The organism is Roseburia intestinalis L1-82, from assembly GCF_900537995.1.
GTDB lineage: Bacteria > Bacillota > Clostridia > Lachnospirales > Lachnospiraceae > Roseburia > Roseburia intestinalis.
In genome coordinates, this window is the sequence record NZ_LR027880.1 from 2847919 (window position 1) to 2864223 (window position 16305).

A 16305-nucleotide genomic window follows, 5' to 3' on the forward strand; every position below is an offset into this window, starting at 1 on the left:
GGTACACGGCGGTTCAATCAACTTAACAAGTAACACACCTTTCGGTGTAGTAATCTAACATTGAGACTAATCCAAATGAAGTTAGTCTCTTTGTGCTTATAGCCTTTTGTATCCATCCATTGTGACACATGTGTGCATACCGATTGCCAGTATTTGCCACTTTATGTGCCGCCCATCTTGGAACGCCGAGTTTAACCAAATTCTTCTCTTTGTTTTGTGGTGTTTTCCAATGTTTCCAAATACACATGCGTATTCTATATCTAATGTTTCCATCAAGTTCTCTACAGAGAGTTTTCATACTACCTATCTTAAAGTAGTTAATCCATCCTCTGATAAGCTGATTAAGTCTCTCTACTTTATAGCTGTTGCTAACGCCCCAGCTACGACAAGTGAGTTCCCTCATCCTCTTCTTATACTTCATTACTGATTTTGCATGTGGTTTCGCCTTGAATTGCTGTGCACTTGTATCGTAGTAGAATCCAAACCCAAGGTATTTAATTCCTCTTGGTCTATCTACTTTGCTCTTCGTCATATTGACTTTAAGTCCTAGTTTTTCCTCAATGAATCGTGAGATATTTCTCATAACTCTATTCGCAGACATTTCACTTCCGACCATAATGATACAGTCATCCGCATACCGTACAAAGTTAAGTCCTCTCTTTTCCATTTCCTTGTCTAGTTCGTTCAGCATAATATTTGCCAATAATGGCGAGAGATTTCCACCTTGAGGTGTTCCCACGATAGAATCCTCATACTCATCGTCAATCATGATTCCACTGACTAGGTATTTTCTGACAATAGAGATAACATCTCCATCTTTAATAGTTCTACCTATGATAGTCATAAGTTTGTCATGATTTACTGTGTCAAAGAACTTTTCCAAGTCAATGTCTACAATCCAATCATTTCCGTCATTCATCATATCGAGTGCTGTAAGGATTGCTTGCTGTGCACATCTGTTCGGTCTGAATCCATAGCTATGGTCATGGAATTGTTCCTCATAGATTGGTGTTAAAACCTGTGCAATAGCTTGTTGTATGAATCTGTCTGTTACTGTCGGTACTCCCAGGTTTCTGACACCACCATCAGGCTTTGGTATCTCCACTCTTCGTACTGGTTGAGGTTTATATTTTCTTATCCTCAACTGTTCCTTGATAATTTCGCCGTTCTTTGCAAGATATTCCTTGAGTTCTGTGTACTTCATTCCGTCTACTCCCTCGGCACCTTTGTTTCGTACGACTTGCAGATATGCTCTGTTGAGATTATCGTTAGATAGTATCTGCTCCATTAGACTACTTGTGTCCATGCGTTCTTTCCTTTCCGTCCCGCTTGATTTGACCATCTTTTACCCGATTGGTTACGGCAGATGTTATCTCTTCTGCAATACGAGACATACTCAAACTTATTGATTGTTCGCCCCTTTGCTCTATCTCCATTACAGAGACTTCTTCACTACTATGGGCTCGGCTGACTTCTCACAGTTCGTTGTTACTAGGCTAATGAAACCCCTGTGAGACCTCCACGCTTAAGGTGCACGCTCTTTCCTCTCATCTATCCGCCACATCTACTCGTACTTCCAGCAACTTTAGGACTTCATCTCTTTTGGCAGACTTATCCGTATTTCCGAGCCTTATATGTGATTTCTGTCCGTCGGACCAAGAGTTTGCTTACAGCTTCCTTCAGATTCCACCTCACGATGGACACCCTTGCTGTTCTGCTATACACTTCCTCGTTGCCTAGGCGTGTTCGGGACTTTCACCCATTAGAGCGCGCCCATGGCGCGCAAACCAAAAAAGGAACCCCGCAACGCAGGATTCCTTTCTCAACACCAAACGAATCCCTACTTTAAAAGTAAGGATTTTCGCCTCGATTTTCTACCATATTTATTCGCCCACTTTTACCCGAAAAATCCGCTTTTACTCAGCATCATAATTATCCAGGAAATTGTGATACTCTCCATCTTTCTTATAACCAATGATGGTCTTTAAATTCACATTGCTGACACTATTGAAAATATTACTGTCGATGAACTCACTCTTTTTGCGAAGTTCCGTCACAAGATCTTTCATCTCCTCACGTTTCGAACCTTTTGCCCCGCCACAGCTTGTACAGTTTTCAGTAAAACGGCATGCACACTGGATAAACTGCAGGCGGTTGTAATCACGCCATGCCTTGATATCCTCTTCTTTGACAAGATACAGCGGACGGATCAGTTCCATGCCCTCAAAGTTCTGGCTGTGAAGTTTTGGCATCATAGTCTCCACTTTGCCGCTGTACAACATTCCCATCAGGATCGTCTCGATCACATCGTCAAAATGATGTCCCAGCGCGATCTTGTTACAGCCTAACTCTTTTGCCTTGGAGTACAGATATCCTCTTCTCATTCTTGCACACAGGTAACACGGATTCTTATCCACCTCCGCAACAGAATCAAAGATCTGTGTTTCAAATGTCGTGAGCGGAATATCAAGAAGTTTTGCATTTTCCTGAATAATACGCCAGTTTTCCTCGTTGTAACCCGGATTCATGCACAAAAAAACAAGTCCAAAATTGCGTTTTCCGTGTCGGTATAATTCCTGAAACAGTTTTGCCAAAAGCATGGAATCTTTTCCACCGGAAATACACACTGCAATCTTATCGCCGTCCTTTATCATTTCATAATCATGCAGTGCTTTGGTGAAACGGCTCCAGATTGGTTTTCTGAATTTTTTGATCAGGCTTTTTTCAATCTGCTCCGTGCGCTCTTTTCTTGAATCGTCCTCCATTGTCACGCGCGTGAGCTGATATCTTAACCATGCGCGGTAACCACCCTCTAAATTGACAGTCGTAAACCCATCGTCCTCTAATATTTCAGCTGCATCACGGCTGTTTTCACCCACATGGCAGTACAGATAAACAGGCTGATCTTTTTTTAAAATAGCTGTCTCACCCGCTTCAATCTTTTCTAATGGAAGATTAACAGCGCCCTCGATCGCTCCGTGCGAGAAATCATTTTCCGGACGGACATCTATAAGCTGCAGTCCCTCTGTTCCGTTCTGTGCCAGTTCTTCTACAGTAATTGTATTCAAAATATTTCCTCCAATTTCGTTCACTTCGTGTGGTATTACAATAAAATATTTTCCCGCTTTTCGGGCAAACCCGTTGTTCCAATCCATCGATTGCATGTTCCACACACTTCCTGTTATCAGCAATTACACCATGCGTACACGTTTTCCTTCTTTGATCTCCTCTAAGATCTCAGCCACTGCCTCACGTTCATCAAAATGATACTTCACGCCACGGATTTCCTGATAATCCTCATGCCCTTTTCCGAGCAGTACGATCATATCTCCCGGCTGGGCATTTACCATGCAGTAAGCGATTGCTTCTTTTCTGTCGTCGATCTCGATATACTTTCCATTGCTCTTTGCCAGTCCGACTTTAATATCGTTATTGATATCACGGATTTCTTCGTCTCTCGGATTATCGCAGGTCAGTACACAGAGATCCGCCATCTCACCGGTCACCTCTCCCATATCATAACGGCGCAGTTTTGAACGGTTTCCACCGCCGCCATACACACAGATCAGGCGTTTCGGATGATATTCCATCAATGTTGTAAGCACGCTTCTGGTGCTGACTTCGTTGTGTGCATAGTCAATAATCAGGTAATAATCTTTTGATACCGGAAGCATTTCCACACGGCCTTTAACCTGTACCTTGTTTAAACCATCTAAGATCGCCTGATCCGAAATTCCTGCCAGATGACATACCAACATGGTCACCAGTGAATTGTATACCGAAAATCTACCCGGAATGTGCACTCTTGCCTCACAGTCCATGCAGCCTTTTACATGAAAATACATACCGAGTTTTCCATTCTCCTTGATAAATCCAAGATCCGCTGCAACCAGATCAAGCGGCTTCCCAAGAAATGTTTTTTCATTATTATCCTCTACGCCAAAACTGTGGATCTCACAGGTATGGTTTGCTGCAACTGCCTCGCTGTGCTCATCATCCGCATTTAAAATACCAATCTTGCACTGGCGGAATAGCATGCTCTTACATTCTAAATATTCCTCAAAAGATGCATGTTCATTTGGTCCGATATGATCCGGGGAAAGGTTGGTAAACACACCATAATCAAACATGATTCCCGCTGTACGGTCCATCTTAAGTCCCTGGGATGATACCTCCATCACCGCATACTCGCAGCCTGCCTCCACCATAGATGCAAACATGCGGTGCAGTTCGTAGGATTCCGGCGTTGTGTTTTTAGACGGAATCTTTTCATCTCCGATCATTGCACCGATCGTTCCGATAAGTCCAACTTTTTTGCCGGCCGCTTCCAACACATTTTTGATCATGTATGTTGTGGTTGTCTTTCCTTTTGTACCGGTCAGTCCGATCGTAATCAGTTTTTCTGCCGGATAGTCAAACAGCGCTGCTGACATCAGTGCCAGTGCATAGCGGGCAGACTCCACTTTTAACACCGTGATCGTACCCGGGATCTGAGCAGCTTCTTCATCGCGCTCCACAACAATGACGCTTGCTCCCTTTTCCACCGCATCCGGAATATATTTATGACCATCCGTCACTGCTCCCACCATGCAGACAAACATGGTTTCTTTTGCAATCTTTCTCGAATCATAGATGATGTCCCTGACCTCTGCATCCATGCTTCCCTGTAAACATTCATATTTTATCTTTTCACAAATCTTACTTAATTTCATTTTTCCTCCGGTTCCGGACAATTTAAAACAGAAAAGATATCATTTTTTAATTTTCATTTCCGGCAATCATTATGATAAATCGTCCTTATTCTTAATGTACAACTTCAAACCATGAAAAGCCGCCGTACATTCTGCACGGCAGCCCCGATATCAAATTTCTGCTGCTGTTCACAAAATTCAGTCTCTGGCGCACAACCTGACAGCAGATGCCAAGTCCCCGCGTGAACAGTAACAATTTCTTTTATTTTTCTAAAATATGTGACGCATCAATCTCCGCTTCAAATACGGTGTGTGATGGTCCCGTCATAAACAGATGGTTCGTTTTTTCATCCCACTCGATCAAAAGCGGTCCGCCGATCTGCTCCACAGTAACTTTGCGGTCTGTTCTTCCAGTTAAAACACCTGCGACAACCGCTGTCGAACAGCCTGTCCCACATCCGATCGTCTCGCCGGTTCCACGCTCCCACTCACGGATCTTGATATAATCACGTTTTACAAACTCAGCAAATGTGACGTTCGTCTTGCTTGGAAACAGGGATGTCATATGTTCGATCGTCTTTCCGTAACGCTCCACATCAAGGTCTGCAACAGAATCCACAAACATTGCACAGTGTGGATTACCCCAAGATACTGCTGTAATATGGAATGTTTTATCTAAGACCTCCACCGGCTGTTCCACGAACTGATCTAAATTTGTATTTACAGGAATTACTTTCGTATTCAGTCTCGGCTCCCCGATATCCGCCCGGATATTAGATACTAATCCATCCGTCACAGTCAGGTTCAAATGCTGCATTCCACCAAGTGTTTCGATCACAAGTTCTGTCTTATCCGTCAGTTTATGGTCATAGACATATTTCCCGACAGAACGAAGTGCGTTGCCACACATTTCGCCTTCTGAACCGTCCGGGTTAAACATCCGCATCCGGAAATCTCCCTTATCAGACGGACAGATTAAAACCATACCGTCCGATCCGATTGCAAAATGTCTGTCACTGACAAAACGTGCCAGCTCCGGTAAATTTGTAATATTCTGATGAATGGCATCAATATATACATAATCATTTCCAAATGCCTGCATTTTTGTAAATTTCATGGTAATCCTCATTTCTGCGCCTCGTTTTTACGCATTCATTGCACGGTCAAGATCTGCGATGATATCATCTGCATTCTCGATTCCGACTGACATACGAAGGAAACAATCTGTGATGCCAAGTTTTTCCTTGATATCAAGTGGTGTATCTTCATGTGTCTGCGTGGTCGGATAAGTGATCAGTGTCTCTGTTCCGCCAAGGCTCTCTGCAAACATGATCATATCAACACCCTTTAAGATTTTCTTTACTGTTTCAAAGCTGTCAACGGTAAATGAAATCATTCCGCCAAAACCCGTCGTCTGTTTTTTGGTCACTGCATAATCCTTGTGATCCTCAAATCCCACATAATATACTTTCTGTACTTTCGGCTGTGTTCTGAGCCACTCCGCAACTTTCTTTGCATTTTCATTATGTCTGTCCATACGGACTGCCAGAGTCTTGATTCCTCTTAAGATCAGCCAGCTGTCAAGCGGTGCAAGCTGACTGCCATGGGATTTAATGTGAACATGGATCTTTTCTGCGATCTCCTCGTTATCCTTTACAACTACGATACCGGAAATCGTATCATTGTGTCCTCCTAAATATTTCGTGGAACTGTGTGTTACGATATCTGCTCCAAGCTGTAACGGTTTCTGGAAATACGGTGTCAAAAACGTATTATCTACAACCGTAAGTGCTCCGATACCCTTTGCGATCTCAGAAAGTGCATGGATATCTGCCACTTTCATCATCGGGTTGGTTGGTGTCTCAATGAAGAACATCTTTGTATTCGGGCGGATTGCTACCTTTACCTCATCAAGTTCCGACATATCCACATAAGTGTGCTCGATTCCGTATTTTCCAAAAACATCGCCGATGATACGGAATGTTCCACCATAAATATCGTCAGATAAGATCACATGATCTCCCGGATTTAACAGGGAAAATACTGCCATATTAGCTGCCTGTCCGCTGGAAAATGCAAATCCTTTGATCCCACCCTCTAAGATTGCCATGGTACGCTCTAATTCCTGTCTGGTCGGATTCTCAAGACGACTGTACGCAAATCCTGTGGATTCCCCAAGTTCCGGATGACGGAAAGTTGCCGTCTGAAAGATCGGCATGCTGACGGCTCCGGTAAGCGGCTCCGTACCAAGTGCTCCGTGTACTGCTTTTGATTCAAAATGTAACTCTTCTTTTGTACTGTAATCGTTGTAATTGCTGAAATTCTTCATGCCGTTCTCCTTCTTTTCTATCTTATTATTTCAAGTTTATAAAACATTTATTTCCTGTAACTGGTCTCTTTCATATGGTTCTATTATATAAAACACTTTTTAAAATATATACTCGTCTAGTGCTGTGTATATTGCAAATTGTGCTTTTTTGTGTTAGGGTTGGATTGATGTCAGGGGAAAAGGTGGATTAAAGTTCCCTGAATGGCAGTTTGTTTTTCCTGACAGCATTTTATTCATCTAATTCGGAAGGAGTGCCTATATGCCGGAATATAAAAAAGTCGGTTATCTGACATCGAGTTTTAAATTATTTCACTTGAAAGATCAGAATAAAAAGGAGTTTTCCTATCACTATCACGATTTTCACAAGATCCTGATCCTGTTGAATGGTGATATCACTTATTGTATTGAGGGACGTTCTTACCAGCTTGCCCCGAATGATATCGTGCTGGTTCACGCGGGGGAGGTGCACCGGCCGATCATCCAGTCGGAGTCTCCTTATGAGCGTATTATCATCTATGTTTCGCCGGACTTTTTGAAAAAATACAAGGAGCCGGACTGTGATCTTTCACATTGTCTGAAACAGGCTGCTGCTGAGCAGTCCCACGTTCTGCGTTTTCACGGCTCGCGTGCTGCAAAGTTAAAGACAGCGATACAGTCACTTGACCATGCTAAAAACGATAAAGATTTTGCAGCTTCCCTGCATCAGGAAATTTTATTTTTGGAATTTATGATACAGTTAAACCGTGCCGCCATGCATGATGGCATTGAATTTATCAATGATTCTGCCTCCGACGAAAAAATTATCGCTGTGTTAAATTATCTTGGCGAACATCTGACGGAAGACATCTCCATTGATACTTTGTCTGCGCATTTTTTCCTAAGCCGCTCTTATCTGATGCACACATTCAAAGAGCAGACCGGCTACACGATCGGCAATTATCTCTCGACCAAAAGACTGCTTCTTGCAAAGGATCTGATTGCGGAAGGGGCACCGATCACCGAGGTCTGCTATGCATGCGGTTTTAAGAATTATTCGACCTTTTCGCGCGCATACAAAAAAAGTTTTGGAGAGGCCCCACGCGAGTCTCTCCAAAACCTGAAATCCTAGCATCTAACTTTTTCTCACACTTATTGTATGAACAACAGCGTTTGCATCTTACTGGCGCTCTGCCATCTCATTCATGAGCGTCGGTATGAACTGTTTCTTTCTTGAAACGATTCCCTCTAATAAAATGCCCTCACTGCGTTCTTCTTTGCGGAACGCAGCTCCTAAAATTTTGCCTGCATTTTCCCCGTCAAAAATAATCTTTGAAGATTCCTCTAAGATATCTGTCAGCATAACATAGACCATATCGATCTTCTTTTCTGCAAGCACCTGCACCATAAACGGACGTATCTGCTCTGCTACTTTGTCTAACTCTTCCCGGCTCATGGCACTGATCTGCGCTACGCCAAAATCACAGTCATCGGTATGGAAAATTTTGAAATCCTGATAAAAAATCTCTTCTGTCGTTTTCCCACTGAAATTACTGCCCGCCTGGAACATATTTTTCGCATAAGTCTCAATATCCACTTCCGCGATCACTGCAAGAGCCTCCGCAACTGATTTATCTAACGGAGTACATGTCGGTGAACGGAACATCAGCGTATCGGAAATAATTGCAGACAATAAAAGACCTGCGATCTGTTTCGGCACATCCACACTCTTTTCCTGATACATCTGATAAATGATCGTAGATGTACATCCAAGCGGCTGGTTTCTAAAATATACCGGTGAAACTGTCTCAAGACTGCCGAGACGATGGTGATCAATGATCTCTAAGATCTCAGCCTCGTCAATCCCGTCTACCGCCTGCGCCTTCTCATTATGATCAACAAGTATCACCTGTTTTTTCTGCATATTCATCAAATTACGGCGTGAAACCATTCCGGCATAATTACCGTTTTCATTTAAGATTGGGAAATCACGGTGTCTGATTTTTGACATCGTCTCCCGCACTTCATCGACATAGTCTTCAATTCCGAATGTGATGATATTTTTCTGTGTCATAAACTGTTTGATCGGCATACTCTGATTAATAAGACGTGCCACAGAAAAAGTATCAAACGGTGTCGTAATAATGATGCAGTCATGTTTTTCTGCCAAAGTGCGCACGTCCTCGCCGACTTCGATTCCTCCACCGATGATCAGACAGCTCGCATTTGACTCGATTGCCTGCTTCTGCGCCTCTTCCCGGTCACCTAAGATTACCATATCATCATCCTCGATATAGTCTGCCATATATTCCGGATTTGAAGTAGCTACCACTACCTTTCCCTTTACAAAATAGGCATGTTCATTTCCTACAATAATCGTTCCATCTAATGTTGCGGCAATATTTTTATACTGTGTTCGTGCCTGGGATAACACATGATTATCAAAAACGTCCATGTAAGACGTTGCAATATCCTTCGTAACAATGATTCCTTCGAGTTTTCCAAACTGATTGGTTACCGGAAGTGTTACAACCTCTAATTTTTTCATGGTCTCCCATGCACGTCTTAAGGAAATCTGGCTGCTTACGCCTGCCGTTCTTCTAAAATTGATATCCTTAATCTGTGTTCCCGCATAGGTGACTAACTCCGGCTCCTGTGCTCCAAAATAATCCAGCACATAATGTGTCTCCGCATTTACTGCTCCGGCACGTTTTGCCACATAGGTTTTATCGTTTTCTGTCTGATTTTTTAAATATGCATAAGAGAGAGCTGCACAAATAGAATCCGTATCAGGATTTTTGTGCCCTACAACCCAAACTTTTCTCTTTTCTGCGCTCATGAAATTCCTCTCTTTACCTAAAAAATAGCAGCTATTATATTGATTGCTGCAAAATTCACTTTTCTTATTTTAAAAAAGAAAGAAACAGACGCTGGCAATGCCGGCGTCATGTTGTATACCATTAAAAGTGAAATACTCCCATAGAGTATAAAATAAAAATAATCAATACTACAAAATTTAAGATTGAAAACCAGGACAACAGCTTCACATAACCTTTGACAGAGTCCACACCACCCTCCATCTCGTCCATTTTTTCGATCTTGGAATCAAACTCATTGAACAGATCCTGTATGTTGCGATAACATTTGACATTTTCCGTGTGTACTTTTTCAGAAAGATCCGTCTTAATGGACTCCAACTGTGACGTTGCATTCTCTAACAGTTCTTTGACCTCCGCAATCTGTCCCTCGCTGAGCTTCTTATTTGCAATCGCCTGTTCCTCTAAGAACTGTTTGTTCGCAGCGATCTGTTCTTCATTTAATTTCCGGTTAGAAGCTGTCTGTTCCTCATTCATCCTGCGATTTAAGGCAATCTGTTCCTCACTGGTCTTTCGGATATCAGCCACCTGTCCGCTAAGACCTGCCTCAATCTCAGCCATTTTCGTCGTCACTTTATCCGCAAGCGCATCTACCTTTCTTCCAAACTCAGTAACGATCTTGTCCGCCTCTTCCTGACGTTCTGTTAAAATATGTTCTAACTCCTGTGCTTTGCCGGCTCTCTCATCCACAAGTGACTGCAGTTCCGCTGCCTTACTCTCCTTTGCCTCTAAAAGCACCTGAAGCTGTTTTGCTTTCTCGCGAAACTCATCGATCTGACTGATCAGTAAATCTTCATTTTCCACGTCCTTTTGTGTCCTTTCCTGTTCCTGCGTGTGCATCTGTCCACTCTCTTCCGGCTTATTCCGGTTCAAAAGTCGTACATTCTGCGGCACCATCCGCTTTTTCCGGGGTTGAAGCTGTCTGAATACCATCTGCCATAAACCAGCCATCTGTGTTCACTTCTTCCCCCTTTCTGATTTTTTTCGCAATATATCATGGTTATTCTATCATTATCATTTTTCTTTGTAAACAATAAATTATTTTCCATTATGTTAAACATGTGGACTGTGAAACTTTATATTTTCATTAAAAATCGTATAGATGACAAAGAAGCGATTCCAACCGGAACCGCCTCTGTCAAAAAAGGGATTATTTTTTCTTAAATATGATTTCATTTCACAAATATTATGTTTTTGATTATCTACATAATTTTTTGAACTCATCAGCTACGAACTGGACTTTTGTTCCAATGACAACCTGAACAGCTGTTTTACTTGGTCTGATAACACCAGCAGCCCCTGCTGATTTGATTTTCTTCTCATCTACTAAAGAACTGTCTTTTACTTCAAGCCGAAGTCTTGTAATACAGTTATCAATACTTTTAATATTTGCTGCACCACCAACGCCTTCTAAAATTGCTGCCGCTACAGTTGTATAATCACTGCTCCCAAGGTCGACATTTTTCTCTGCTTCCACATCATCGTCTTCTCTACCAGGAGTTTTCAGATCAAACTTTGTGATAGCGAAACGGAATACAACATAAAATACAATAAATGCTGCAATACCAAGTGGAATGATCATCCAGGTATTCTTCGCTGCCGGAAGGGTTGCAGAGAAAAGAAGGTCTGTTGCTCCAGCAGAGAAACTAAAACCTGCTCTAAATCCAACTAATACCGTGATCACTGTGAAGATACCATATAATAATGCGTATACAACATAAAGTGCCGGTGCAAGGAACATGAACCCAAACTCAAATGGCTCTGTAACACCACAGACAAATGCACAGACAGCTGCGGAGGCAACCAGACCGATTGCAACTTTCTTCTTATTACTCTTAGCCGTCTGAATCATAGCAAGAGCTGCACCCGGAACACCGAACATCATACATGGGAAGAATCCAGACATATACATACCTAAATCCCATGTTACATCTGCCGACGTCTCGCCTGCCCAGAAATGTTGTAAATCCCCAAGTCCGATCGTATCAAACCAGAATACATTGTTCAGTGCATGATGTAATCCGGTTGGAATCAGCAATCTGTTTAAGAATGCATAAATACCTGCACCAACAGGACCAAATCCAACAATTCCTTCACCGATTGAAACTAATGCTCCAAATAATAAAGGCCAGATGAATAATAAGATTGCGGATACAATGATAGAAACAACGCCTGCAACGATTGCTACACAACGCTTACCACTGAAGAATGATAACCAGTCAGGTAATTTTGTACCTTTGAATTTGTTGTAGCATGTTGCACCGATGATACCGGCAAGGATACCGATAAATGGGTTTGCAATCTTACTGAATGCAAGCACTTTTGTCTCATTCTCTGCAATTACCGGCATTAACGTTGTAACAACCCCTGTAGAAAGAAGGTTTGTCATCATTAACCATGATGCCAAAGCTGCAAGAGCTGCTGTACCATCATTATCATCTGCCATACCAACGCCGACACCGATAACAAAAAGAATTGCCATGTTATCGATCAAAGCTCCTCCTGCTTTTACAAGGAAGAAACCGATCATCTGAACGATACCGGAAACATCGCCCCCCTGCATGGTAGATGGACATAGCGCATATCCAATACCCATTAAGATACCACAGATTGGAAGACACGCTACAGGAAGCATTAATGCTTTTCCCAATTTCTGTAAATACTTCATCATAATAAAAGCTCCTCCTTTTTTTTATCCCTTTTCATTTTATTTTATGCCGTTATAAGTACGGCTAAAATACATTTTAATCTCCATTCTTGCGTGTGAAAAATCTTATTTTTCACACTAACAACTGTATATTGCGCTTTATTTATTTAGAATCAATACTGTGTCGCCAGGTTCTACTTCCTGATCTGTCACTGTTTCCACTGTCTGATAATCTGATGTATTGCACACAACCACAGGCGTGATCACGTCATAACCGGCTTTTTTTACTGCATCAAGATCAGCCTCTATCAACAGTTCTCCCTTTTTCACAGAATCACCATTGCCTTTATATGCAGTAAAATGTTCTCCCTTTAATGCAACCGTATCAAGTCCTATGTGTATGAGCAGTTCTACACCTTCTGAAGTCGTCATACTTACTGCATGCATCGTATCAAATAACATCTCAATCGTACCATCGGCCGGTGCATATATCCTGCCTTCCGCAGGAATAATTGCAACACCTTTTCCTAAAATCTCCTCTCCAAAAGTTGGATCACTTACATTACTGATCGCAACCGTTTTTCCTTTTACTGGTGAACCTATCTCAATCCCTTTTTCTTTTTTCTTAAAAAAATCAAACATTTCCACACCTCTTTTCTGCTGTATTATTGTCAGGTTTATCCTGCCATACACACACGTTTTATATGTATCGCCAGAAACATGATTTCCTCGCTGGCAATTCCGCTGCCATATTCCTTTTCAATATATTCAGCAATATGTTTACTGCATTCATATTCCTTCGGATACTTATTTTCCATCATCCTTGCAAATTCAATCTCCTCATCTTTCAACAATTCATGCCGGTAAAGGCGCTGTACCAAAAACTTAAGATGAGTGATAAATCTCTCATAATGCAGAGATTCCTCATCAAACTCAATTCCCATTTCCAGCCTGACCAGTTCTAAAATCTTCTGAATCATATTCGTCATTTCAAATGTATCATTGATCGTCGTGTTGTATTCTGCATTCACAAAATGCAGGGCTATAAATCCTGCTTCATCTTCCGTAAACTCTGTACCCAGCTTCTCATTCAAAAGATCAACTGCATATTTTCCCATCAGATATTCCTGATGGTAAAACTTCTTAGTCTCCCAAAGTAATGCATTCTTCAATTGAATCCCCTGCGACTGTCTCTGGATTGCAAAATTAATATGATCTGTCAAAGTGATGTATATATTCTGATTCAGTTGTACATTCAGATTCTTTATTGCGTAGGATATAATATCACTGGTAAGCTGCATGTGCTCTAATGGAATATTTTCTAAAAGTTCCTGAAACTGTCTGGAAAGATTCTCATTCTCAATACGAAAAACCTTCTCGATTTTGCTTTCATCAATCAGTTCTCCCGTATGCGCCTTAAACCCGATTCCCTTACCCATGATAACAATTTCCTGCTGATTCACATCATATGCTGATATTACATTGTTATTAATCACTTTCTGGATAACCATATTCCACTCCGTTTTTGTCCCTAAAAATTTAAAAAAACCAAATTTTACAAAATCTAAGCCAGATATGTAAAATTTGGTTTTGCCTGCTTACCAGTAACAATCCAATGTACTCTGTTTCTATCTAAATAAATTGTAGCATTCATTGTTTATTATGTCAAGTTTTATTCTTATTATTTTTGTTTTTTTGTTAATATCCACCATACTTTTTTCAAAAACCTGTACACAATAACTAATTATCTCACAAATTTGTTTCAAAGAAAGATTTTAATGCATCATATGCCGCATCTTCGTCAGCACCTTCCACTGTTATAGTCACAGTCTGGTCTTTTTTTACTCCCATACTCATAACTGCCATCAGACGGGTTGCATCAATTACTTTTCCGTCTTTTTCGAGAGTTACTTTACTTTTAAAATTTTTAACCTCTTTTACGAGCATTCCCGCCGGTCTTGCATGAATACCCAACTCGTCCTTTACTGTGTAACTGAATGATTTCATTTTAATTTCCTCCTATGCTTAGATTATGCATTTATTATTTTATTTCTTACAGGCAGCACCATTGCAGGTGATACCGATAATTCATCAATACCCATTTTCACAAATGTTTCTGTCAAAGTCAGGTCTGCTCCAAGTTCTCCGCAAATTCCTGCCCAGATTCCTTCTTCATGGGCACTGTCAATAACCATCTGGATCATTTTGAGTACTGCCGGATGATGTGAATCATAGAAACGGTCAAGTTTTGCATTCTGCCTGTCAATAGCAAGCGTATACTGTGTCAGGTCATTGGTTCCAATACTAAAGAAATCCACCTCTTTTGCTAGATCATCTGCGATCATAACTGCTGCAGGAGTCTCGATCATAACTCCAAATTCAACTTCTTTATATGGCAATCCCTCTGTTGACAATTCCGTTTTCACTTCCTCCATGATTTCTTTTACTTTTTTCACTTCCCATACAGATGCGATCATAGGAACCATAATGGAAATATTGCCAAACATGCTTGCACGCAGCAACGCTCTTAACTGTGTTTTAAAAATTTCCGGCCGGTTCAGGCAGATTCTTACTGCACGATATCCCAATGCCGGATTATCCTCACGATCAAGCCCAAAATAATCTATCTTCTTGTCTGCTCCGATATCTAATGTGCGGATGATCACCTTTTTTCCAGCCATCACTTCTGCAACCGTTTTATAGGCCTGGAACTGTTCTTCCTCTGTTGGGAAATGATCACTCTGCAAATATAAAAACTCACTTCTGAAAAGTCCGATTCCGGCTGCATCATTCTGTAAAACAGCTCCTAAATCTTTTACCTCACCAATATTAGCATAGAGTTTGATCTCTTTTCCATCTTTTGTAACAGTCGGTTTTCCCTTTAACTGCTGTAATAATTCCTGACGTTTCTTCTCATTCTGCTGTTTTTTCTCGTATTCTTTTAATATTTCTTCCTCTGGATCAAGGATCAAAATACCCTTAAATCCATCTATAATTGCATACTTTCCATTCACTCCTTTTGGAATTGCCGCTGATACCAATGCCGGAATATTCATCGTTCTGGCAAGAATGGCTGTATGAGAATTGGTAGAACCTTGTCTTGTCACAAATGCAAGCACTCTCTCACGTTCTAACTGAATTGTCTCGCTTGGAGCAAGGTCGTCCGCTGCTATAATATATTTTTCTTCATCGTCCGCATGCACAGTTTCTTCTTTCCGGGATAAAATACGGATCACACGTTCAGAAATATCTTTTACATCTGCTGCACGTTCTTTCATATAATCGTCATCCATATCCGCAAACATCCTTGCAAAATTATCTCCCGTCGTCGCTACAGCAAATTCTGCGTTCACAGACTGCACTGCTATGATATTACAAATAGAATCCAGATAATCTTCATCCTCTAACATCATCTGATGTACTTCAAAAATTGCTGCATTTGCTTCACCAACTTCTTTGACTGCCTTGTCATAAAGTGCCTTTAATTCTTCTGTTGCCTGATCTTTGGCTGCTCTAAAACGTGAAATTTCTGCCTGTGTGTCATCAATTTTCACACGTCTTACCACATTGTTTTCTTTAAAAACTTCTTTGATTTTTCCAATCGCAATTCCTCCGAATGCAATCTTTCCATTAATTTGCTGCATTTGTTTCCCCCCTCTAAACAACAAGTCACATTACTCCACCACATCTGCATTCAAAATCAAAAAAACCGAAAAAGCACACGCAATCATAAGCGTCTTACTTTTTCGGTTTAGTACATTTGCATGTGAACTACCCTCTATATGT

Annotated in this window: 13 protein-coding genes; 1 reads left to right on the plus strand and 12 read right to left on the minus strand. The window is 41.3% G+C overall.

Annotated features, from left to right (window positions below; genetic code table 11):
• Positions 1–22: 22 nt before the first annotated feature.
• The 5 genes from ltrA to RIL182_RS13610 form a co-directional block, all read right to left on the minus strand.
• Complete coding sequence (ltrA, locus tag RIL182_RS13590; protein WP_157351184.1) at positions 23–1306, minus strand: group II intron reverse transcriptase/maturase; 1284 nt, start codon at positions 1304–1306, stop codon at positions 23–25.
• A 610-nt stretch (positions 1307–1916) separates the two neighbouring features.
• Positions 1917–3068 carry an ATP-binding protein gene (locus tag RIL182_RS13595; RefSeq protein ID WP_082241371.1) on the minus strand — a complete coding sequence of 384 codons (1152 nt, stop codon included), beginning with the start codon at positions 3066–3068 and terminating at the stop codon, positions 1917–1919.
• A gap of 123 nt (positions 3069–3191) precedes the next feature.
• On the minus strand, positions 3192–4712 hold the full coding sequence (locus RIL182_RS13600; RefSeq protein ID WP_006857945.1) for a UDP-N-acetylmuramoyl-L-alanyl-D-glutamate--2,6-diaminopimelate ligase: 1521 nt from the start codon (positions 4710–4712) through the stop codon (positions 3192–3194).
• Positions 4713–4953: 241 nt separating this feature from the next.
• Positions 4954–5808 (minus strand): diaminopimelate epimerase, encoded by an 855-nt coding sequence (gene dapF, locus RIL182_RS13605; protein ID WP_044999254.1) that lies wholly within the window; start codon positions 5806–5808, stop codon positions 4954–4956.
• 27 nt (positions 5809–5835) lie between these two features.
• Positions 5836–7020 (minus strand): trans-sulfuration enzyme family protein, encoded by a 1185-nt coding sequence (locus RIL182_RS13610; RefSeq protein ID WP_006857946.1) that lies wholly within the window; start codon positions 7018–7020, stop codon positions 5836–5838.
• A 259-nt stretch (positions 7021–7279) separates the two neighbouring features.
• Here RIL182_RS13610 and RIL182_RS13615 point away from each other — a divergent pair, with 259 nt between their 5' ends.
• Positions 7280–8128, plus strand: a complete 849-nt coding sequence (locus RIL182_RS13615; RefSeq protein WP_006857947.1) for a helix-turn-helix domain-containing protein — start codon at positions 7280–7282, stop codon at positions 8126–8128.
• 48 nt (positions 8129–8176) lie between these two features.
• Here RIL182_RS13615 and RIL182_RS13620 read toward each other — a convergent pair whose 3' ends face one another.
• The 7 genes from RIL182_RS13620 to ptsP form a co-directional block, all read right to left on the minus strand.
• Positions 8177–9835 carry a putative manganese-dependent inorganic diphosphatase gene (locus RIL182_RS13620; protein ID WP_006857948.1) on the minus strand — a complete coding sequence of 553 codons (1659 nt, stop codon included), beginning with the start codon at positions 9833–9835 and terminating at the stop codon, positions 8177–8179.
• Between the two features lie 121 nt (positions 9836–9956).
• The gene (locus RIL182_RS13625) at positions 9957–10745 is read right to left on the minus strand and encodes a hypothetical protein (protein ID WP_243128691.1); all 789 of its coding nucleotides are present in this window, start codon (positions 10743–10745) and stop codon (positions 9957–9959) included.
• A gap of 325 nt (positions 10746–11070) precedes the next feature.
• Entirely contained in the window at positions 11071–12540 is a 1470-nt protein-coding gene (gene nagE, locus RIL182_RS13630; RefSeq protein WP_334295701.1) for an N-acetylglucosamine-specific PTS transporter subunit IIBC, read from the minus strand.
• A gap of 138 nt (positions 12541–12678) precedes the next feature.
• Positions 12679–13161: a PTS sugar transporter subunit IIA gene (locus RIL182_RS13635; RefSeq protein ID WP_022112008.1), complete on the minus strand. Its 483-nt coding sequence runs from the start codon at positions 13159–13161 to the stop codon at positions 12679–12681.
• Between the two features lie 35 nt (positions 13162–13196).
• The gene (gene licT, locus RIL182_RS13640; RefSeq protein ID WP_006857950.1) at positions 13197–14030 is read right to left on the minus strand and encodes a BglG family transcription antiterminator LicT; all 834 of its coding nucleotides are present in this window, start codon (positions 14028–14030) and stop codon (positions 13197–13199) included.
• 238 nt (positions 14031–14268) lie between these two features.
• Positions 14269–14526 carry an HPr family phosphocarrier protein gene (locus RIL182_RS13645; RefSeq protein ID WP_006857951.1) on the minus strand — a complete coding sequence of 86 codons (258 nt, stop codon included), beginning with the start codon at positions 14524–14526 and terminating at the stop codon, positions 14269–14271.
• A gap of 23 nt (positions 14527–14549) precedes the next feature.
• Complete coding sequence (gene ptsP / locus RIL182_RS13650) at positions 14550–16163, minus strand: phosphoenolpyruvate--protein phosphotransferase (protein WP_006857952.1); 1614 nt, start codon at positions 16161–16163, stop codon at positions 14550–14552.
• Positions 16164–16305 lie beyond the last annotated feature (142 nt).

Coding starts and splice junctions, on each gene's coding strand:
- dapF (WP_044999254.1), bottom strand. CDS start 5,808: ATGAAATTTACAAAAATGCAGGCATTTGGAAATGATTATGTATATATT.
- ptsP (WP_006857952.1), bottom strand. CDS start 16,163: ATGCAGCAAATTAATGGAAAGATTGCATTCGGAGGAATTGCGATTGGA.
- RIL182_RS13645 (WP_006857951.1), bottom strand. CDS start 14,526: ATGAAATCATTCAGTTACACAGTAAAGGACGAGTTGGGTATTCATGCA.
- RIL182_RS13610 (WP_006857946.1), bottom strand. CDS start 7,020: ATGAAGAATTTCAGCAATTACAACGATTACAGTACAAAAGAAGAGTTA.
- RIL182_RS13635 (WP_022112008.1), bottom strand. CDS start 13,161: ATGTTTGATTTTTTTAAGAAAAAAGAAAAAGGGATTGAGATAGGTTCA.
- nagE (WP_334295701.1), bottom strand. CDS start 12,540: ATGAAGTATTTACAGAAATTGGGAAAAGCATTAATGCTTCCTGTAGCG.
- licT (WP_006857950.1), bottom strand. CDS start 14,030: ATGGTTATCCAGAAAGTGATTAATAACAATGTAATATCAGCATATGAT.
- RIL182_RS13620 (WP_006857948.1), bottom strand. CDS start 9,835: ATGAGCGCAGAAAAGAGAAAAGTTTGGGTTGTAGGGCACAAAAATCCT.
- ltrA (WP_157351184.1), bottom strand. CDS start 1,306: ATGGACACAAGTAGTCTAATGGAGCAGATACTATCTAACGATAATCTC.
- RIL182_RS13600 (WP_006857945.1), bottom strand. CDS start 4,712: ATGAAATTAAGTAAGATTTGTGAAAAGATAAAATATGAATGTTTACAG.
- RIL182_RS13615 (WP_006857947.1), top strand. CDS start 7,280: ATGCCGGAATATAAAAAAGTCGGTTATCTGACATCGAGTTTTAAATTA.